16 protein-coding genes and 1 pseudogene are annotated in these 20,239 nt (G+C 71.4%); 3 read left to right on the forward strand and 14 right to left on the reverse strand.

Annotated features, from left to right (window positions below; all coding sequences use genetic code 11):
• The first annotated feature begins 23 nt into the window (after window positions 1-23).
• The gene (locus ACIBAE_RS12065; RefSeq protein ID WP_399284240.1) at window positions 24-764 is read left to right on the forward strand and encodes a DNA polymerase beta superfamily protein; all 741 of its coding nucleotides are present in this window, start codon (window positions 24-26) and stop codon (window positions 762-764) included.
• Here ACIBAE_RS12065 and ACIBAE_RS12070 read toward each other — a convergent pair.
• The 14 genes and pseudogenes from ACIBAE_RS12070 to ACIBAE_RS12135 all read right to left on the reverse strand — a co-directional run bounded on the left by ACIBAE_RS12070 (window position 696) and on the right by ACIBAE_RS12135 (window position 16,998).
• Window positions 696-1,486: pseudogene (locus ACIBAE_RS12070) on the reverse strand (DNA polymerase beta superfamily protein). The gene ACIBAE_RS12065 and the pseudogene ACIBAE_RS12070 sit on opposite strands and share 69 nt — an antisense overlap.
• A gap of 3 nt (window positions 1,487-1,489) precedes the next feature.
• Window positions 1,490-2,512 (reverse strand): ADP-ribosylglycohydrolase family protein, encoded by a 1,023-nt coding sequence (locus ACIBAE_RS12075; RefSeq protein WP_399284242.1) that lies wholly within the window; start codon window positions 2,510-2,512, stop codon window positions 1,490-1,492.
• Window positions 2,509-3,252 (reverse strand): NUDIX hydrolase, encoded by a 744-nt coding sequence (locus ACIBAE_RS12080; protein WP_399284244.1) that lies wholly within the window; start codon window positions 3,250-3,252, stop codon window positions 2,509-2,511. The genes ACIBAE_RS12075 and ACIBAE_RS12080 overlap by 4 nt, the downstream gene beginning before the upstream one ends.
• On the reverse strand, window positions 3,249-4,334 hold the full coding sequence (locus tag ACIBAE_RS12085) for an AAA family ATPase (RefSeq protein ID WP_399284282.1): 1,086 nt from the start codon (window positions 4,332-4,334) through the stop codon (window positions 3,249-3,251). Before ACIBAE_RS12085 ends, ACIBAE_RS12080 begins: the two co-directional genes overlap by 4 nt.
• Window positions 4,335-4,429: 95 nt before the next feature.
• A complete protein-coding gene (gene pnuC, locus ACIBAE_RS12090) occupies window positions 4,430-5,110 on the reverse strand; it encodes a nicotinamide riboside transporter PnuC (protein ID WP_399284245.1) in 681 nt (226 codons plus the stop codon).
• A gap of 133 nt (window positions 5,111-5,243) precedes the next feature.
• Entirely contained in the window at window positions 5,244-6,455 is a 1,212-nt protein-coding gene (locus ACIBAE_RS12095; protein WP_399284247.1) for a pseudouridine synthase, read from the reverse strand.
• On the reverse strand, window positions 6,455-7,021 hold the full coding sequence (scpB, locus tag ACIBAE_RS12100) for an SMC-Scp complex subunit ScpB (protein WP_399284284.1): 567 nt from the start codon (window positions 7,019-7,021) through the stop codon (window positions 6,455-6,457). Before scpB ends, ACIBAE_RS12095 begins: the two co-directional genes overlap by 1 nt.
• Before the next feature lie 95 nt (window positions 7,022-7,116).
• Window positions 7,117-8,178: a segregation and condensation protein A gene (locus ACIBAE_RS12105; protein WP_399284249.1), complete on the reverse strand. Its 1,062-nt coding sequence runs from the start codon at window positions 8,176-8,178 to the stop codon at window positions 7,117-7,119.
• A gap of 71 nt (window positions 8,179-8,249) precedes the next feature.
• On the reverse strand, window positions 8,250-8,846 hold the full coding sequence (locus tag ACIBAE_RS12110; RefSeq protein WP_399284286.1) for a hypothetical protein: 597 nt from the start codon (window positions 8,844-8,846) through the stop codon (window positions 8,250-8,252).
• Window positions 8,843-9,964 carry a ParA family protein gene (locus ACIBAE_RS12115; RefSeq protein WP_399284250.1) on the reverse strand — a complete coding sequence of 374 codons (1,122 nt, stop codon included), beginning with the start codon at window positions 9,962-9,964 and terminating at the stop codon, window positions 8,843-8,845. The genes ACIBAE_RS12110 and ACIBAE_RS12115 overlap by 4 nt, the downstream gene beginning before the upstream one ends.
• 393 nt (window positions 9,965-10,357) lie before the next feature.
• A complete protein-coding gene (ald, locus tag ACIBAE_RS12120) occupies window positions 10,358-11,473 on the reverse strand; it encodes an alanine dehydrogenase (RefSeq protein WP_399284251.1) in 1,116 nt (371 codons plus the stop codon).
• A 142-nt stretch (window positions 11,474-11,615) separates the two neighbouring features.
• The gene (locus ACIBAE_RS12125) at window positions 11,616-14,213 is read right to left on the reverse strand and encodes a tetratricopeptide repeat protein (RefSeq protein WP_399284252.1); all 2,598 of its coding nucleotides are present in this window, start codon (window positions 14,211-14,213) and stop codon (window positions 11,616-11,618) included.
• 368 nt (window positions 14,214-14,581) lie between these two features.
• On the reverse strand, window positions 14,582-15,208 hold the full coding sequence (locus tag ACIBAE_RS12130; RefSeq protein ID WP_399284254.1) for an NUDIX domain-containing protein: 627 nt from the start codon (window positions 15,206-15,208) through the stop codon (window positions 14,582-14,584).
• A 131-nt stretch (window positions 15,209-15,339) separates the two neighbouring features.
• Entirely contained in the window at window positions 15,340-16,998 is a 1,659-nt protein-coding gene (locus ACIBAE_RS12135) for a CTP synthase (RefSeq protein WP_399284255.1), read from the reverse strand.
• A gap of 394 nt (window positions 16,999-17,392) precedes the next feature.
• Between ACIBAE_RS12135 and ACIBAE_RS12140 the strand changes: the two genes are divergently transcribed.
• Together ACIBAE_RS12140 and ACIBAE_RS12145 are read left to right on the forward strand one after the other, a co-directional pair.
• Window positions 17,393-19,219 (forward strand): glycoside hydrolase family 15 protein, encoded by a 1,827-nt coding sequence (locus tag ACIBAE_RS12140; protein ID WP_399284256.1) that lies wholly within the window; start codon window positions 17,393-17,395, stop codon window positions 19,217-19,219.
• A gap of 517 nt (window positions 19,220-19,736) precedes the next feature.
• Entirely contained in the window at window positions 19,737-20,159 is a 423-nt protein-coding gene (locus ACIBAE_RS12145; protein WP_399284258.1) for a hypothetical protein, read from the forward strand.
• Window positions 20,160-20,239 lie beyond the last annotated feature (80 nt).

Raw genomic sequence — 20,239 nt, forward strand, 5'->3', positions numbered from 1 at the left:
CCTCTTCCCGTAGCCTCTCGCGCATGACGCCGACCGAGGCCCTCGTCCGTGACCACACCGTCTACGCGTGCGTGATGGGGTCGCGCGCCTTCGGGCTGGCGACGGACGGCAGCGATACCGACCGCCGTGGTGTCTTCCTCGCCCCGACCGCGCTGTTCTGGCGCTTCGAGAAGCCGCCGACGCACATCGAGGGTCCGGCTCCCGAGCAGTTCTCCTGGGAGCTGGAACGCTTCTGCTCCCTCGCTCTGCGTACCAATCCCAACGTGCTGGAGTGCCTGCACTCCCCACTCGTCGAGCAGATCGACGGCACCGGCCGGGAACTGCTCTCGCTGCGCGACGCGTTCCTGTCCCGCCAGGCGCACGAGACCTTCGTCCGGTACGCCGAGAGTCAGCGCAAGAAGCTGGAGGCGGACGTGCGCCAGTACGGCGCCCCGCGCTGGAAGCACGCCATGCATCTGCTCCGGATGCTCGCCTCCTGCCGTGATCTGCTGCGTACGGGCCACTTGGCCATCGATGTCGGCGACGACCGGGAGCCCCTGCTGGCGGTCAAGCGCGGTGAAGTCCCCTGGGCCGAGGTCGAACGCCGCATGACCCGCCTCACCGCCGAGGCCGACGAGGCGGCCCGCCACTCCCCGCTCCCACCCGAACCGGACCACGCCCGCGTGGAGGACTTCCTGATCCGCGCCCGCCGCGCCTCAGCCCTGGAGCCGGGTGCGGACGACGAGCGCGTGGAGTTCGTCGTACCCGGTGGGCGTGCCGGGTAGCGCCGAGGCCGACCGCGCCTCGTCGAGCGCCGTGCGCAGCGCCCCGATGTCCCGCTCCAGCCGGTCCTGTCCGGGGCCCTCGGCCCGGCCGTGCTCGGCGTCGGCCTTCGCCGTGATCAGCTCCGGCAGGTAGTCCGGCGCGTCCACGTCCGCCAGCAAGGTGGGCAGATGCGCCTGTATTCCGCCGCCACGCGTCAGCTGGATGCCGGTGAGCAGGGCGCGGAAGGTGTAGAGCAGGGGCTTGAGTTCCCCGGTCTTCTCGAAGAGCCGCCACTGGGTGGCCGCGAACCCCTGGTAGTGGTGGGCGTGATGGCTGGTCAGCGTGGCGGGGGCGAGCGCCGTCAGTTCCTGGTGGGCGTCGGTGGTGCGGACGATCAGCGGTGAGAGCAACTGCTCCAGCACATAGCCGTTGCGCCGCAGCATCAGCCGGACGAACTTGCGCAGGTCGTGCGTGACGAGGTCCAACTCCACACCGCCCCGGTCCCCCATCCATGTCCGCGTCTCGTCCGGCTCGTGCAGCCCGATCAGCGCGTCGACCGGCGCAGATGGACCCCCCGGAGATCGACATCCGAGTCACGGGAGGGGAATCCGTACAGATGCGCCCCCGAGACGGTGGCGAAGAGCAGCGGATCGGTCCCTTCCGTGAGGACCTGGCTGAAGTCGGTGACCGGCAGCCCGGCCCTGTGGAGGCGGGTTGCGGAGGTGCTGTCGTCCGTGTGCATGGATCAAGCGTCCCAGAGCGCTCCCAGCGACAGCAGGTCGCTCCGGTATTCGATCCGCTCGGCCCATTCCCCGGGCCAGGCGCTCGCGCCGAGGTGGGCGCCCGCGAACGCGCCCGTCAGGCAGGCGATGGAGTCCGAGTCGCCCCGGGTGCAGGCTGCCCGGCGCAGGGCCGTGAGGGGGTCTTCGGGGAAGAGCAGGAAGCAGAGCAGGCCGGTGGCCAGGGCCTCCTCGGCGATCCAGCCGTCGCCCGTCGCCAGGCACGGGTCGGTCTCCGGTGAGGGGGTACGCAGGGCGTCCTGGAGGCGGTCCAGTGCTCGCAGGCACTCGTCCCAGCCGCGCGCGATGAAGTGCCCGGGGGTGGGGTCGTGGTCGCCTGTCCAGAGGTCGCCGAGCCAGTGGTGGTGGTAGCGGGTGCGGTTCTCGTACGCGTACGAGCGCAGCCGGCCCACCAGGCCGAGCGGTTCGGCGCCCTCCGCCAGCAGGTGCACGGCGTGCGCCGTGAGGTCGGAGGCGGCCAGGGCCGTCGGGTGTCCGTGAGTGAGGGCCGACTGCAACTGGGCCGCTCCCGACCGCTGTTCGGCGCTGAGGCCCGGGACGAGTCCGAGGGGCGCGACCCGCATGTTGGCGCCGCAGCCCTTGGACGCGGTCTGGCTCGCCCGCTGCCAGGGCCGGTCGCTGTCGAGGAGCCGGCAGGCGACCAGGCAGGTACGGCCGGGGGCGCGGTTGTTGTCCGGGGAGTGGTACCAGCTGACGAACTCCTCGCGCACCGGCCGCTCCAGACGGAGCGGGGCGAGCGCGCCCCGGTCCATCGCGGTCCGTATGCCCCGGCCGAGGGCGAGGGTCATCTGCGTGTCGTCGGTGACGATCGCGGGCCTCGGCAGCGGCATCTCGCGCCACGGGCCGCACTTCGCGAGGATGGACGGCACGTCGTTGAACTCGGTCGGAAAGCCGAGGGCGTCGCCGAGCGCGAGCCCGATCAGGGAGCCCGTGGCGGCTCGTTTGCTGGTGGCTCTCGTCGTGGTCATGACGTCCGTCCTTCCGGTCGCAGCAGAGGTGGGTGCAGTGCGGTGGCGGCGCCCGCGCGGTACAGCGCGGCCGGTTTCCCCCGTCCGCCCGTCCGGCGCGGCGGTCCGTCCACGGCCTCGACGAAGCCGGGGGTCGCGAGGACCTTGCGGCGGAAGTTGGGGCGGTCGATCTCCACGCCCCAGACCGTCTCGTACACCTGTTGCAGCTCGCCGAGGGTGAACTCGGGCGGGCAGAACGCCGTGGCCACACAGGTGTATTCGAGCTTGGCGCCGACGCGGTCGTAGGCGTCGGTGAGGATGTGCTCGTGGTCGAAGGCGAGCGGCCCCCGGTCCCGGTACTCGATCCACCGGGCGTGAGCCGCGTCGCCGCCGCCGCGCGGCTCCGGCAGGTCCGGTACGAGCGCGGTGTACGCGACGGACACGACCCGCATTCTCGGGTCGCGGTCCGGGTCGCTGTAGGTCCGCAGCTGTTCCAGGTGGAGGGCGGTCGCCGTGCTCCGCGACAGGCCGGTCTCCTCGGCGAGTTCGCGGCGGGCGGCCTGTCCCGCCGACTCCCGGGGCAGGACGAAGCCGCCGGGCAGCGCCCAGGCGCCCAGATAGGGCTCCTGTCCGCGTTCGACGAGCAGGACGTGCAGCCGGCTCTCGCGGACGGTGAAGACGGCGAGATCGACGGTGACGGCGAACGGCTCGAAGGCCGCGGGGTCGTAGCCCTCCGGGGCGCGCGGCCCCCCGGTGTTCACCGTCGCTCCGGCAGGGGCGGCGCGAAGTCCCAGCCCTGGCCGAGGACCGCGTCCACGGCGGCGACGGCGGCGTCGAGCCGTTCCTCACGCGCACCGCTCAGCAGGATGAATTCCCTTCCGGTACGGGTGAGTTCGGCGCGGAAGCGGTCGGTCATCCAGGGCCGCAGCTCTTCCTGGTCGCGCAGCCCGTCGTCCTCGAAGGCGACCCCTTCGTGGTCGGTGAGCAGCCATAGGTGATGGGGCGCCAGGTCGGCGATCTCCTCGACGCGCGGGTTGCGTCCGCCCACGTACCGCTCGTGCCAGACGGTGGTGGCGAAGGAGTCGGTGTCGCAGAAGAGCACGGGCGAACCGGCCCGGGCCGCCGCTTCCTCCAGCGCGTTCTGCCGCTCGGCTATCACGGGGAAGTCCTCGGTGGTGAGCGTGACGTCCTCCCAGCTCGCCCCCGGCCACTCGGCGCGCAGCGCGGCCAGTTTCCGCTCGCTGAACTCCCGCCCGTACTCCGGTACGTACCGGGTGCGGGCCCAGACCCCGCCGCGCCGGCGGTAGTGGTCGGCGAGCGCCCGCGCCAGGGTGGTGGTACCGGTGGATTCCGCGCCCAGCACCACGATCCGGCGGGCGAGGCCCGCGCGCACGGGCGGCTCCAGGAAGTCCCAGCAGCCGGCCGGGTCCGCGCGTACGGCCGTACCGGAGACGGGGAAGGCCGTACGGTCCGGGTCGACGCACACGGACGCGGCACCGAATCTGCGCCCCAGCTCCGCACCGTACGACTCCGAGGTGAAGACGGCGTCCACCCGCTCGGGCACGGCGGCCCGGAAGACCGCCATGTGCGCGTCCCAGACGGCCGGATCGCCGGTGTCCATCGGGATGTCGTCGACGGCGCCCACCACCCGTACGTCCGGGTGGACCTCGCGCATCCAGCGGACCCGGTCGGCCAGCGGCACGGACTCCACGGAGGAGGCGCAGACCAGGACGGTCAGGCGCGCGCAGCGCTCGCGCGCGGCCGTCACGAGATGGTGGTGCCCGGCGTGCGGCGGATAGAACTTGCCGAGAACCAGGCCGTGTTCGTAGTCGTAGGCGCTCATGCGGTCGTCGTGACCGCCTACGGGGTCGTCGTGACCTGCGAGGTCGTCGTGACCGCCTACGGGGTCATCGTGGCCTGCGGGGTCGTCGTGGCCGCTCACGCGGTGGTCGTCATCGCTCGTACGGCGGTCGTCTCCAGCCGCCGCCCGGCCCGCGCTCCGGCCCGGTCCCGGGACCAGTTGCGCAGTCCGGCCAGGCAGAGGGCGAGGAAACCGACGTAGAGCAGCGAGGTCAGGTAGAGGTCCTTGTACGCGTAGAGCGGGATGTACACGAGGTCGGCCGCGATCCACAGCCACCACGACTCCAGCCGTTTGCGGCACTGGCCGTAGGTCGCCATGAGGGAGAGCGCGGTGGTGAGCGCGTCCCAGAACGGCACGGTCGAGTCGGTGAGGCGGCCGAGGAGCAGCGTCAGCGCGCATGTCCCCACCGCCCCCGCCGCGAGCAGCCAGGCCCATTCGGTGCGCGTCGTGCGCCGCACCGGCAGGGCCCCGGAATCCGGTCCACCCCCGTGGGTCCAGAGCCACCAGCCGTACCCGGCGAGGGCGATGAAGACGACCTGTAGCCCCGCGTCGGCGTACAGGCCGGCCTGGAGGAACAGCATGATGAAGAACAGGTTGTTGGCGATGCCGATCGGCCAGTTGGCGAGGTGCTGGCGGGCGACCAGCCACACGCAGAGCGCACCGCTGCCGAAGCCGAGCACCTCGGTCCAGCTGACCGGGGTGTCCAGCACCGTCACCAGCGGCTGCCGCAAGGGATCGAGGATGTCCGCGAGACTCACGCCCCCTCCTTAATAGTCATCCTGACTATAAAGGGGAGCGGGCCGGCTCCACAAGGGAAAAGCCCGCAGCCAGGGGCCGCGGGCTCTTTCCGTGCCGGAGGTGTCAGAGGACACCCGCCGTGTCAGGGGCGGTTCACAGCCCCACTTCCTTCATCAGCATGCCGACCTCGGTGTTGGTCAGGCGGCGCAGCCAGCCGGACTTCTGGTCACCCAGCGGGATCGGGCCGAACGACGTCCGCACCAGCCGGTCGACCGGGAAGCCGGCCTCGGCGAGCATCCGGCGGACGATGTGCTTGCGGCCCTCGTGGAGGGTGACCTCGACCAGGTAGTTCTTGCCGGTGTTCTCGACGACGCGGAAGTGGTCGGCCTTGGCGTAGCCGTCCTCCAGCTGGATGCCGTCCTTGAGCCGCTTGCCGAGATCGCGCGGGAGCGGGCCCTGGATCGCGGCGAGGTAGATCTTCTTCACGCCGTACTTGGGGTGGGTCAGACGGTGCGCCAGCTCGCCGTGGTTGGTGAGCAGGATGATGCCCTCGGTCTCCGTGTCGAGCCGGCCGACGTGGAAGAGCCGGCTCTCGCGGTTGGTGACGTAGTCACCGAGGTTCTGGCGGCCGTCGGGGTCCCCCATCGTGGAGACGACACCGGCCGGCTTGTTCAGCGCGAAGAAGAGGTGCGACTGCGTGGCGACGGTGAGCCCGTCGACCTTGATCTCGTCCTTGTGGGGGTCGACGCGCATGCCCTGTTCGAGGACGATCTCGCCGTTGACCTCGACGCGGGCCTGCTCGATCAGCTCCTCGCAGGCGCGGCGCGAGCCCATGCCGGCGCGGGCGAGGATCTTCTGCAGACGCTCGCCCTCCTGCTCGGCGCCCGGGTTGGTCCTGGGGGTCTGGACCGAGGGCTTGTCGGCGTACCGGTCGCGGTTCCGCTGCTCGATCTTGGCGTCCAGCTCGCGCGGGCGGGAGGGGGTGCTGCCGAAGCGGCGCGGGCCACCGCCACGGCCGCCCGCGCTCTGCGAGGGCTTCGGGCCGCCCTTGGCGCCGCCACGGGCCGCCGCGCCACGGGCGCCGCCGCCCTGGCGGTCACCGTCGCCGGAGGAGCGGCCGCGGGGGGCGCCGGACGCGCCGGCGCCGCCGGTGGGACCCGTGCGGCCGACGTCGTAACGGCGCTCCTCGGGACGGGGGCGGGAGGGCCGCTTCGGCTGCTCGTCGCGCGCGTCACGCCCGTCCCGTGCGTCGCGCCCGTCACCGGCGCCTCGGTAGTCCCGGTTCCCACCGGTACCACCGCTGCGTCCGTTACCGCTCCCGCCGCTCCGGTTGCCGCTTCCGCTGTTCCTGCCGCTGCTTCGCATCAAATTTCCGTCTTGTCGTCTGCGTCGGTGTCCGGTGCGTCCGGATCGAACGACGGAACACCTTCCAGGGTCTCGGCCTCGATCGCGTCCGCCTCGGGGAGGAAGGGCGCGAGTTCCGGTAGCTCGTCCAGACCTCGCAGGCCCATCCGCTCCAGAAAGTAGTTCGTCGTCCTGTACAGGATCGCACCTGTTTCAGGTTCCGCGCCCGCCTCCTCGATCAGTCCGCGCTGAAGGAGGGTCCGCATGACCCCGTCACAGTTCACTCCGCGCACGGCGGAGACCCGCGAACGGCTCACGGGCCCGCGGTACGCGACGACCGCGAGGGTCTCCAGAGCGGCCTGGGTCAGCCGGGCCTGCCGGCCGTCGAGCACGAAGCCCTCGACGGCCTCCGCGTACTCCGCGCGCGAGGAGAACCGCCAGCCGCCGGCGATCAGCCGCAGCTCGAAGCCGCGGCGCTGGACGGTGTATTCGTCGGCCAGTTCCCGCAGCGCGTCGGCGACCGCCCGGCGGGGGCGGTCGAGGACCCTGGCGAGGTGTTCCTCGGTGGCGGGCTCGTCCACGATCATGAGGACCGCCTCCAGGGCGGGCTTGAGGTCCAGCTCCGTGACCGTACGGTCACCCGTTCCCGCAGCGCCCGTTCCCGCAGCGCGGTGCCGCTCGCTCACGCCTTCTCCTCGCTCGTCCCGGGGACCCGGTCGAATTCGTCCGTCACGGTCGGCTCCACGGCCCCGTCACCGCCCGTCCAGCGGACCATCAGCTCGCCGAGGGCCTCTTCCTGGTCCAGGGTGACGGCCCGCTCGCGGTAGAGCTCCAGCAGCGCCAGGAAGCGCGCCACGACGGTCAGGGTGTCCGCCGCGTCCTCGGCCAGCGACCGGAAGCTGACCTCGCCGCGCTCCCGCAGCCGCGCGACGACGATCTCCGCCTGTTCCCGTACGGACACGAGAGGTGCGTGGATGTGGTCGACGTACACCTGCGGCTTCGGCTTCGGCCGCATCGCCTTCACGGCGAGCCGGGCGAACCCTTCGGGCCCGATGCTGATCACGACCTCGGGCAGCAGTGCGGCGAGGTGGGGCTCCAGCCCGACGCTGCGGGGGTAGCGGCGGGCCTCGGCGTCGAGGCGCCCGCCGAAGATCTCCGCGACCTGTTTGTACGCGCGGTACTGGAGGAGGCGCGCGAAGAGCAGGTCCCGCGCTTCGAGCAGCGCGAGATCCGCCTCGTCCTCCACCTCGGCGGTGGGCAGCAGCCGGGCGGCCTTGAGGTCCAGCAGCGTCGCCGCGACCACCAGGAACTCGGTGGTCTGGTCCAGGTCCCCGTCCGGCCCCATGGCCCGGATGTGCGCCATGAACTCGTCGGTGACCCTGGAGAGTGCGACCTCGGTCACATCCATGGTGTGCTTCGCGATGAGCTGGAGCAGCAGGTCGAACGGTCCCTCGAAATTCACCAGCCGCACAGTGAAGCGGCCGTCCGCTACGGGGGCGGCGGCCGGCGGGGACGCGGGCGTGGGCACGACCTCGGGCGCGGCCTCCTCGGTCGGCACGGGCTCCGGGTCGGACCCGGCCTCGGGCTCCTCGGCCGGCGGCCGCTCCGGCACCTCGCCGGGCGCGCGCTCCGGCGCGCCCCGGGGACCCGGCGCCTCCGGCCCGTGCGGCGCCTGCCTCCGCGCTCCCGGGCCGGGGCCCAGCGAGCGGCGGGCCGGCCGGGCGGGGTCGGGGGGCGGGGGCATGGCGGTCCTGGGGGCGGGAGCCGGGAGACTCAGGGGCTGAGCAGCCGGGAGGCTGCCCGCGCAGGCTACCGTCAGCGCCCGCGCAGGCGTCGTACGAGGATGCTCGCGTCGCCGCGTGATTCGAGGTCCGCGAGGACCACGGCGACCGCCTCACGGACGATCCGGCCCCGGTCGACGGCCAGTCCGTGCTCACCGCGCAGGACCAGCCGCGCGTGTTCGAGGTCCATCAGTTCCTCGGCCGAGACATAGACCGTGATCTTCTCGTCGTGGCGTTCGCGCCCGCTGGGGCGGCGGTTCGCGCCGCGCCCCCGGCGGCGCTGCTGGCCGCCCTGCTGGGCGGCGGCCTGCGCACCGGGAGAGCCGGCCTCCTGCGGCCGACGCCCCTTCACGGCGGCGGCCGCCTGCTCCGCGTCGGCGGTACGGCTGCGGGGCGCCCCCGAGGAGTCCGCGGGCGCGGCGGAGTGCTCCTCCGCCGCGGCGGCGGCCGGCGGGCCGGGAGAGGCCCCGGAAGGGCCGGCCGGCCGCTCGCCGGCCGCACCGCTCTCCCCGGCCGGCGCCGGCACCCTCGGCTCGCCGTTCGCGTTCCTGCGCCGGTCGGCGGGCGAGGAGGACTGCAGCGCCATGCCGCCGGTCGTACGGAACAGCTCGTCGGCCCCGGGCAGACTCACTCGGCGTGACACCGGGCGAGCACCTCCCTGGCGAGCTGGCGGTAGGCGGCCGCACCGACGGAGTTCGAGGCGTACGTGGTGATCGGCTCTCCGGCGACCGTGGTCTCCGGGAAGCGCACGGTCCGCCCGATCACCGTGTGGTAGACGTGATCGTCGAAGGCTTCGACGACGCGCGCGAGGACCTCACGGCTGTGCACCGTGCGGGAGTCGTACATCGTCGCGAGGATGCCGTCGAGCTCCAGGTCCGGGTTGAGCCGCTCCTGGACCTTCTCGATCGTCTCCGTCAGCAGGGCCACCCCGCGCAGTGCGAAGAACTCGCACTCCAGCGGCACGATCACCTTGTGCGCGGCGGTCAGCGCGTTCACGGTCAGCAGACCGAGGGACGGCTGACAGTCGATCACGATGTAGTCGTAGTCCTGCAGCAGCGGCTTCAGCGCCCGCTGGAGGGTGGACTCGCGCGCGACCTCACTGACCAGCTGCACCTCCGCCGCCGAGAGGTCGATATTGCTCGGCAGGAGGTCCATGTTGGGCACGGCGGTCTTCAGGAGGACCTCGTCGGCCGCCATGCCCCGCTCCATGAGCAGGTTGTAGACGGTGAGGTCCAGCTCCATCGGATTGACGCCGAGACCGACCGACAGGGCTCCCTGCGGGTCGAAGTCGACGAGGAGCACCCGCCGGCCGTACTCCGCGAGCGCGGCACCCAGGTTGATGGTCGACGTGGTCTTGCCGACGCCGCCCTTCTGGTTGCACATCGCGATGATCTTCGCGGGGCCGTGGTCGGTCAGCGGGCCCGGGATCGGGAAGTACGGGAGGGGGCGCCCGGTCGGGCCGATCCGCTCGCGGCGCTGGCGGGCGGCGTCCGGGGCCAGGGTGGCCGCGTACTCGGGGTCGGGCTCGTACTCGGCGTCGGGGTCGTAGAAGTGCCCCTCGGGCACTTCGTCGTAGTCGGCGAAGGGAGTGGACTCTCGGCCACCCTCGTTGCCGGCCATGGCGTTCACGTGTTGGCCGTCCATCATCTGGTGGGCTGTCGTCAGGTGCTGATGCGTGGCGAAGGTGCGGACAGCGACGGAGCCGACAGCCTCGAGCCCGGACGACGGGCTCTGGCCCCGCGCAGGCATTCCTGGTTGACCACCCCCGGGAGTAAATGTCGACTCATTCACAAGTCGTCTTACCTCCTTGGACGTGACCAGGAAACTTTATCGATAGGTCAGCGTGGCACTATGCCGACGGTTGGCGACTCTATGGCGTGTCACACCTTCGCAGCAACACAATCCGCCGGACCCGGCCCGATGTGTCGGCGGCCGAACACCCCTGTGTCAAGGGCGCACAAGCCTCTCACCACAGCATGGGCCGCCTGTTTCACGGGGTCGCGAATCGGTTGAAAGCACGACGTTCGCCGTGAGTTGACCGGGCGTTCGCCGGCGTCCGGACACGCCGACGGCCGGACCTCGCGAGGCAAGATCCGGCCGTTGGCGCGATGTTGACGGTACGGGTTGACGCACCGGGGCGGATCAGCCCAGCAGCGCGCTCAGTTCGACGTGGTCGAGACCGTGCGCCTCGGCGACCTCACGGTAAACGACCTGGCCATCATGGGTGTTGAGCCCCTTGGCGAGCGCCGGGTCGCGGCGCAGCGCCTCGACCCAGCCACGGTTCGCGAGCTCCACGATGTACGGCAGCGTGGCGTTGGTCAGCGCGTACGTGGAGGTGTTCGGCACCGCGCCCGGCATGTTGGCGACGCAGTAGAAGACCGAGTCGTGCACCTGGAAGGTCGGCTCGGCGTGCGTCGTCGGGTGTGAGTCCTCGAAGCAGCCGCCCTGATCGATTGCAATGTCGACAAGTACACTTCCGGGCTTCATCTTGGCGACGAGCTCGTTGGTGACCAGCTTCGGCGCCTTCGCGCCGGGGATGAGAACGGCTCCGATGACGAGGTCGGCCTCGACGACCGCCTTCTCCAGTTCGAAGGAGTTGGAGACGATGGTCTGGACCTTGGTGCCGAAGACCTTGTCGGCCTCGCGCAGCTTGTTGATGTCCCGGTCGAGCAGGGTCACGTGGAAGCCCATGCCGACGGCGATCTGCGTGGCGTTCCAGCCGGAGACGCCGCCGCCGATGACGACGGCCTTGCCGGCCGCCGTACCCGGGACGCCGCCCGGCAGGACGCCGCGGCCACCGGCCGAGCGCATCAGGTGGTAGGCGCCGACCTGCGGGGCCAGCCGGCCCGCGACCTCGGACATCGGGGCGAGCAGCGGCAGGGCGCGGCTCGCGGTCTCGACGGTCTCGTACGCGATGGCGGTGGTACCGGAGTCCAGCAGGGCGTCCGTGCACGCGCGGGACGCGGCGAGGTGCAGGTACGTGAAGAGGGTCTGGCCCTTGCGCAGCCGGTGGTACTCCTCGGCGATGGGCTCCTTGACCTTCAGCAGCAGGTCGGCGGCGGCCCAGACCTCGTCGGCGGTGGGCAGGATCCGCGCACCGGCGGCGAGGTACTCGTCGTCCGTGATGGAGGAGCCGAGACCGGCGTCGCGCTCGACGACGACCTGATGACCCTGGCGGACCAGCTCGTGCACACCGGCCGGGGTGATGGCCACCCGGAACTCGTTGTTCTTGACCTCACGGGGGATACCGACCAACACGGCAGATCACGGTCCTTGGCTCAGGGGATTCGGGGAGATCCCATTCATACCCGGGCATACTGGGCGCACGGGAAGACGCCGCGAGGGGGTGCGGCGAAGCCAGTCTAATGAAGGATTTCCAGCTGTCTAGCCTTGCAAAGCATTAATCCTCAGTGGAAGCGCTACGGATTTCGTAGGTAGATCCTTCCGTTGCCAGGAGTTGATCGGCTGCGGCCCGGTGCAGTTTGGCCGCCGTCGGGTCGCCGAGCCGGTCCAGGGTGTCCGCCAGCCGGAGCCGCAGCGCCGCCTGCAGCCGTTCGTCCCCGGCCAGACGGGCCCACTCCACGGCCTCCTCACAGGTGCGCAGCGACTCGTGCGGGCGGCCCGCGTACTCCTGGACCCTGGCCGCCTCGCTCAGCGCCCGCGCGTGAGCGGGCAGATCGCGCAGGCGGCGGTAGCCGGCGGCGGCCGCCCGCCAGTCGCGCAGCGCCTCGCCGTACCGGCCGGCGTACGTGTGGACGGTGCCGAGGCGGCCGTACAGCCTGGCCTCGTCGGCCCGCTCGCCCCGGCTCAGTCGCTGCGCGAGCGCACGCCCGTACCAGTCGGCGGCCCGCTGCCAGTCCTCCAGGTCCTGGTAGGCGCCGCCCACGGACTCCATGGCGCGGCCGGTCGCGTAGAGGTCGTTCGCGATCCGGCCCGCGTCCAGGGCGGCGCGGTAGCGGCCGATCGCTTCCTGGGTACGTCCGGTCCTGGCGTCCAGGTCACCGATGTTCAGCAGCGCGGCGGCCTGCTCGCGGTGCAGCTCACGCCGCTCGGCGATATCGAGGACCAGCTGGTGGAGCCCGTACAGCTCGGGTGCCGCGGCCTCGGTGCCCCGGTGCGCGGCCAGCGACCTGACCAGCGCTGCCATCAGCCGGCGGGCCAGGGTGTCCAGGTCACCGTCGGCGACCGCGAGCCGCGCGGACGCCAGCAGGGCGGGCTGCCGGGTCCGCAGCCACTCGGCGGCCGCCGGGGCGTTAGGGAAGCGCAGCGCCGGGGGCAGCGCGGCGAGCCGTTTGCGGCCCGGGGAACCTTCGGGCTCGGTGACGGCCCAGCAGGACTGGAGCAGCCGTACGGTCCGCTCCAGCATCCGCGCACGGGCCAGCTGGACCTCGGCGGGCCGGTCCTCCTCGGCGAGGAGGCCGTGCAGCAGCAGGACCAGACAGCCCGGCACCACGTACTGGTCATGATCGGCCTGGTCGTCCCCCGCCCGGCCGGCCGCGCCCCGGTCGCCGGCCGCGCCCCGGTCGCCGGCCGCGCCCCGGTCGCCGGCCGCGCCCCGGTCGCCGGCCGCCCGCAGCAGCCCCAGGGCGGTGAACCCGTCGAGCGCCGCCCTGGCGGCCGACACCGAGCAGCCGGCCAGCGCGGAGGCGGTGTGCGGGTCGGCGAGACCGGCGGGTGCGAGGGCGAGCAGACGCAGCATCCGGGCGGTGGGCGCGGACAGGCTCTCGTACACCAGCCGGAAGACACGGGCGAGCGGCCGGTCGCCCCTGGGCCAGCCGCCGTCGTGCGGGAGGGAGCGCAGCCGCTTGGCCATGTCGGCGACGGAGGCGGTGGGCCGGGCCGCGAGCCAGCCGCCGGCCAGGACGAGCGCGGCGGGCTGGCCGCCGCACTCCTCGGCGAGGGACTCGGCGGCCTGCGGGTCGACGGTGATCCGTACGGCGCCGGTGAATCCGGTCAGGAGTTCGATGGCGGCCTTCGCGTCCATGCCGCCGAGGGTGCAGGGCCGGACGTCGGGAATGCCGGTGAGCGGGCCCCGCGCGACCGCGACCACCAGGCAGCCGGGATTGTCGGGCACCAGGGGGTCGACCTGTTCGGCGTCCACGGCGTCGTCGAGGAGCAGCAGGACCCGCCGCGTGGAGAGCGTCTCGCGCACCATCTCGGACAGCTCGTCCTCCCCGGCGCCGGGCGGCGTGGCGATGTCGAAGGCGCCGAGGATCTCGCGGGCGGTCCGCTCGGTGGGCACGGGCTCGCCGCCCGCCTCCGTGAGCCCGGCCCGTACGACTCCGTCCGGATAGCCGCCGCGCAACTGCCGGGCCAGCTCCTCGGCGAGTGCGCTGCGCCCGGCCCCGGGACGCCCGGCGACGAGCAGAACCCGCGCGCGGGGCTCCTTGCGCCCGGAGATCGTGTTGAGCCCGGCGCGCTCGATGTCGGCGCGCAGCGCCTTCAGCTCTCGCTCCCGCCCGTAGAACGGCCCGTGGGAGACGAACCGGGGCCGGCGGGGGGCGGCCGCGGGCCGCTGCGGGGGGGCCGCGCCGGGGCTCTCCGCGCCCGGTCCGCCCGCCGCCTCCGTGAGGCCCGGCGAGGCGGCCGGTGAAGCGCCTGCGGGCCCCGGGTCCGCGGAACGGGATTCCTCCGCGTCCGTCCCCGCGTCCGTCTCCGCGTCCGTCCCCGTGCCCGTAGCGCGCACCGCCGGCCCGCCCACGCTCTCGACATCCCCCCGCGACGCGACCGCGCCGTCCGCTCCCGCCGCGTTCGCCTCACGCGCCGCCGGCCCGCCCGGGCAGCCACCCTGCGTCACCCGGTCCGGCGCGGGATCCTCCGCACCGCCCGGGTGCGCGAGCGCATCTCCCGGCGCCTCCGGGACGTTCCCCCGGGCCGTTCCCTCCATCCCGGAACGTCCCGCCGGTCCGTCGCCTCCGGCCGAATCCGCGCCGGGCGAGGTGTCCGACGGACCGTCAGCGTCCGCCGCCACCGGGGTGGTTGACTCAGCTTCGGTCAAACACCTGTCCTGTTCCGCCACCCGCGTCCGGCCGGGGCCACTCACGTCCACCGCCTGATCCGTCACGGGCCACGCTCCGTCCGCCTGCGCACGAGCCGAGCCCGGCGGGTCTCCGCACGGGCGGTCCGAGCGTAGTTCACTCTCTGCGACGGAACCGGCGGAGCACGGCCGTCGCATCCCCCGTTCGGATCAGCATTTCGTCAGACTGAAGGATTGCCCGACGACCGCATCACCGCCACGGGGAACACCGTGAAAGAACGTCCCGGAAAGAACGTCCCGACAGGACTAGGGGATCACCTAGTCCTGTCCGGCGGATCTTCGCGGGCCCACGAAGATCCGCCGGACAGGACCTGGACCGCAGAACCGTCTCAGGACTCGAACGGACGCGCGGGCCACGGCGCCTCGGCCGGCCGCAGCGCGTCGATGCCGTCCCCCGCCAGCGCCGCGGTGAGCGCGAGCACCCCCACGGCCAGGCAGTTGTTGTGCAGCTCACCCGCGAGCACGCCCCGTACGAGCTCGGCCAGTTCGACCCGCTCCAATTCCATGTCCGCCTCCTCCTCGGCGACCTCGAAACGCGCGCCGTCCGCCTCCGAGAGATCGCGGGCCAGGAAGATGCGCAGCGCCTCGTCCGTGCCGCCGGGCGAGGTGTACACATCGGTCAGCACCCGCCAGTCCCCGGCCTTGACGTAGGCCTCCTCGTACAGCTCGCGCTGCGCCGCGGCCAGCGGGTTCTCGCCGGGGATGTCGAGCAGGCCGGCCGGGATCTCCCACAGCTTCTGGCGTACGGGGTGCCGGTACTGGCGCAGGACGAGGACCCGCCCGGCGTCGTCCAGCGCGAGGATCGCCACGGACCCGGGGTGCACCTGGTAGTCGCGGGAGTGCACCGAGCCGTCGGGCATGACCACATGGTCCGTACGGACACTGGTCTTGTTGCCACGGAAGGGGGTCGTCGTCGCGGTGACCCGCCACTCCTCGGGGGCGTCCTTGATCGTCATGAAAGCGTCCTCCCACACAGCGGCACACACGCGGAAACCGGGGCACCGGTCGACGTGACCTGTACCCCGGCTCCCACCGTATCGCTACGGCCGCACCGCACCTCGCCCCGGCGGTGTGCGGCCGGCCCTGCTCACGCGCCCTGCTTGCGCTCCACCGCGGCCTTCACCAGACCCGCGAAGAGCGGGTGCGGGCGGGTCGGCCGGGACCGCAGCTCCGGGTGCGCCTGGGTGGCGACCAGGTACGGGTGCGTGGTGCGCGGGTACTCGACGTACTCGACCAGCTTGTTGTCCGGGGACGTGCCCGAGAAGACCAGGCCGGCCTTCTTCTCCAGCTCCGCGCGGTAGGCGTTGTTGACCTCGTAGCGGTGCCGGTGGCGCTCCTCCACGTACGGCTGGTCGCCGTAGGCCTCGCGCACGATCGAGCCCTCGGCGAGCTTCGCCGGGTAGAGACCGAGCCGCATCGTGCCGCCGAGGTCACCGGCGCCCTCCACGTACGCGAGCTGCTCCTCCATGGTGGAGATCACCGGGTGGGCGGTGCCGGAGTCGAACTCGGTGGAGTTGGCGTCGGGAATCTCGGCGAGATTCCGCGCGGCCTCGACCACGATGCACTGCAGGCCCAGGCAGAGGCCCAGCAGCGGCACCTTGTTCTCGCGGGCGTACCGGATCGCGCCGACCTTCCCGGTCACACCGCGCTCGCCGAAGCCGCCGGGGATCAGGATCCCGTCGACGTCGCCGAGCTGCTTCGCGGCGCCCGCGGGCGTCTTGCAGTCGTCCGAGGTGACCCACTTCACCGTGACGCGTGCCTTGTTGGCGAAGCCGCCGGCGCGGATCGCCTCGGTGACCGAGAGGTACGCGTCCGGCAGGTCGATGTACTTGCCGACCAGGGCGATCGTGACCTCGTGGTCGGGGTTGTGGACGCGGTCCAGCAGGTCGTCCCAGACCGTCCAGTCGACATCGCGGAACGGCAGGTCGAGCTTGCGCACGACGTAGGCGTCCAGGCCCTCGGTGTGCAGCACCTTGGGAATGTCGTAGATCGACTTGGCGTCGATCGCGGCGACGACCGCGGCCTCGTCGACGTCGCACATCAGCGAGATCTTGCGCTTGATGGAGAGCGGCACGTCACGGTCGGCGCGCAGCACGATCGCGTCGGGCTGGATGCCGATGTTGCGCAGGGCCGCGACCGAGTGCTGGGTCGGCTTGGTCTTCAGCTCGCCGGACGGGCCGATGTACGGCAGCAGCGAGATGTGCACGACGAAGACGTTGTCGCGGCCGACCTCGTGGCGGACCTGACGGACGGTCTCCAGGAACGGCAGCGACTCGATGTCGCCGACCGTGCCGCCGACCTCGGTGATGACGACGTCGACGTCGTCGGTCGCCATGCGCCGGATGCGGTGCTTGATCTCGTTGGTGATGTGCGGGATGACCTGGACCGTGTCGCCCAGGTACTCGCCGCGCCGCTCCTTGGCGATGACCTGCGAGTAGACCTGGCCGGTGGTGACGTTGGCCGAACCGTCGAGGTCCACGTCGAGGAAGCGCTCGTAGTGGCCGATGTCCAGGTCGGTCTCGGCACCGTCGTTGGTGACGAACACCTCACCGTGCTGGAACGGGTTCATCGTGCCGGGGTCGACATTCAGGTACGGGTCGAGCTTCTGCATGGTGACCCGCAGGCCACGCGCCTTGAGCAGCGCACCCAGACTGGAGGCGGTCAGGCCCTTGCCGAGGGAGGAAGCGACACCCCCGGTGACGAAGATGTGCTTGGTCGTCGAGGATGTCGAGGATCGGGTCGGCATGGCCAAGAGGGGGCTCCCGTGGTCGCGGTCTGATGTGCGTTCCGGCGTCCCTGTCGAAGAGTCGAAGGGGCGCCGTCGCTGCGGGTTCGGGGCCTCTGTGCGTAGCAGGGAGTCCACCGGTCCACGGGCTACCAGGGTATCAGCGCCGCAGGGAGGCTGCTTCCGGCCACTGGCGCCACTACTATCCCCTGAGTCACACTTTGAGTCACCCATGGCTCATCCGTTCGGCGGCCTCAGGTTGCCGGGAGCGTGGCGCGGATGTCCGACGTGCGTCGTATCCTGCTCGGACATTCGCTGCCGAGTCCGGCCGGCAAACGGCATCACCCCGCCCGATTTCCCGGAAAAAGAGCTCGTCAACGACCCTTGACCGCAGTAAGCGCCCCGCGGGGCGGACATGGCCGTTCGACTGGAGATGCACGTGGCCGGGCGCATCGAGGATTACGCACTCATCGGAGATATGCAGACCGCCGCCCTGGTCTGCCGGGACGGCACAGTCGACTGGCTGTGCCTGCCCCGCTTCGATTCACACGCCGTGTTCGCGGCTCTGCTCGGCACCGATGAACACGGTTTCTGGCGGCTCGGGCCCGCGCACCCGGCGGGTTCCGAACCGCCGCGTGCCACGCGGCGCCGGTACCGCGGGGACTCACTCATCCTGGAATCCGAGTGGGACACGCCGCGCGGCACGGTGCGCGTGACCGATTTCATGCCGCCGCGTGACGGCGCACCGCAGGTGATCCGGATCGTGGAGGGGATCAGCGGCCGCGTGCCGATGCGGTCCGCCCTGCGCATGCGGTTCAGCTACGGCCGGGTGACCCCGTGGGTCCACAAGGTCGACGACCGTACGGTCGCCGTGGCCGGGCCCGACTCGGTCTGGCTGGACACCTCGGTGGAGACGTACGGCAAGGACCTCACCACCTACTCCGACTTCACCGTCGCGCCGGGTGAGCGGATCGCCTTCACGATCAGCTGGCAGCCCTCGCACAAGGAGCCGCCGGCCCTGCCGGACCCGGAGGGTTCGCTGGAGGCGACCTCCGACTTCTGGCGCGAGTGGGTCGAGCACTGCACGTACCACGGCCCGTACCGCGAGGCGGTGGTCCGTTCGCTGATCACGCTGAAGGCGCTGACGTACGCCCCCACGGGCGGCATCGTCGCCGCGCCGACCACCTCCCTGCCGGAGGAGATCGGCGGCGTACGGAACTGGGACTACCGCTACACCTGGCTGCGCGACGCCGCGATCACGCTGTCCTCGCTGCTGCGCACCGGCTACCGCGACGAGGCCCGCGCCTGGCGTGAGTGGCTGCTGCGCGCCGTCGCCGGCGACCCGGAGAACCTGCAGATCATGTACGGGATCGCGGGCGAGCGGGAGCTGGGCGAGGCCGAGCTGGACTGGCTGCCCGGTTACGAGAACTCCGGCCCGGTCCGGGTCGGCAACGGCGCCGCGCACCAGCTCCAGCTGGATGTGTACGGCGAGGTCACCGAGGCGCTGCACCTGGCCCACATGACGGGCCTGGCCCGTAACGATTACGCCTCGGTGCTCCAGCTCAAGCTGATCCGCTACCTGGAGAAGCACTGGGACCAGCCCGACGAGGGCATCTGGGAGGTGCGCGGGCCGCGACGGCACTTCGTGCACTCCAAGGTGATGGCCTGGGTCGCGGTAGACCGCACGATCAAGCTGATCGAGTCGGGCGACGCCGATGGTCCGCTGGAGCGCTGGCGCGAGCTGCGCGATGACATTCATCACGATGTCTGCGAGAAGGGGTACGACAAGGAGCGGAACACCTTCACGCAGTCGTACGGCTCGAAGGAGCTGGACGCGTCGCTGCTGCTCATCCCGCAGATGGGCTTCCTGCCGCCGGACGACAAGCGCGTCATCGGCACGATCGAGGCGATCCAGCGCGAGCTGTCCACGCCCGACGGATTCGTCATGCGCTATCCGACAGCCGGCGACGAGGCCGGGGTGGACGGTCTGGAGGGCGACGAGGGTGCCTTCCTCGCCTGCTCGTTCTGGCTGGCCGACGACCTGGCGATGATCGGCCGGGTGGACGAGGCCCGCAAGCTCTTCGAGAAGCTGCTCAGTCTCCGTAACGATCTGGGTCTGCTGGCCGAGGAGTGGGACTCACGGCTCCAGCGCCAGGTCGGGAACTTCCCGCAGGCGTTCAGCCATGTGCCGCTGATCGACACGGCGCTGCGGCTGACGGCTTCGGGCGCTTACGGCGGCTGACAAGCTGTGGGATCCCGTTCCCCGTGTCGGATTCCGCGCGGGAATGTCGTAGCCGTGTCGGATACGACATGTGAGCGGGATTCATGCCTCTGACCCGAGTAGTTCCCCTCTTTGTGTACCGGACCGTCCCGGTCGTCATCAACGCAGACGACCGGGGCATGCCCACGGCGTTCGGTGGTCGATCAGGCCGCCTTGGAGCGCAAGGTTGGGGGTCCGATGAGCTCGACAGATCAGCCTGCGTCGGTACAGGTGAGTGTCCGGCAGGCCGACGAGTCCGCGGTGGAGGACCTGGAGTGGGCATCCGCGCCACTCGATCTCCTGCAGCAGGCACAGCCGTGGCGGACGTTCCGCTGGCACAAGGGCCAGCAGCACTACTCGGGCGCGTACTGGGCTGCGACGGAACGCGACCACGTGATCTACGAGTCGCGGCTGGAGCTGGCACGGCTGCTGTTCGCGGACTTCTCTCCGGCCGTCCGGCACGTCGTCGCTCAGCCTTTCCATCGCCAACGAATTCCCGGTGACCCTGCTGATGGTCGGCGTCGGCCTGGAGAAGAAAGGGCTGTTCAGCGAGGGAGCCAGCTACGAGGACGCGGTCCTCGCCCAGACCGGACGCCGCACCACGCGCCTGGGCATGGAACCGTTCGGCATCAAGACCGAGAAGGGGCGCTGCGGCTGGCGCGACACCCTCCTCGCGATCGAGGAACGCGTCATCCTCGCGAACAAGTACCCCGGCATGATCGCGGACGACCTGTCCGACTATCTCTTCGCCCGCAGCACCGGCCACATCGGCTCGCTCATGACACTGATCAATCGCGGCTGTCAGAGAGCCGTACGCACCGGTGTCGAGCGCCTGGACAAGCAGCTGCTCGACCAGGTGAAGAACAACACCGCATCTGAACGGGCACGCCAGGAGCAACAAGACGCCCTAGGGCCTGTGTGAGGTCGTGATCAATATCTGCGTTCCGCTGCCGTGCCGGGACGGATCACGGTAGAACGCCGGTGTGACGCGCCGACAGCTCA

Source organism: Streptomyces sp. NPDC051569 (assembly GCF_044454085.1).
Classification (GTDB): Bacteria; Actinomycetota; Actinomycetes; order Streptomycetales; family Streptomycetaceae; genus Streptomyces.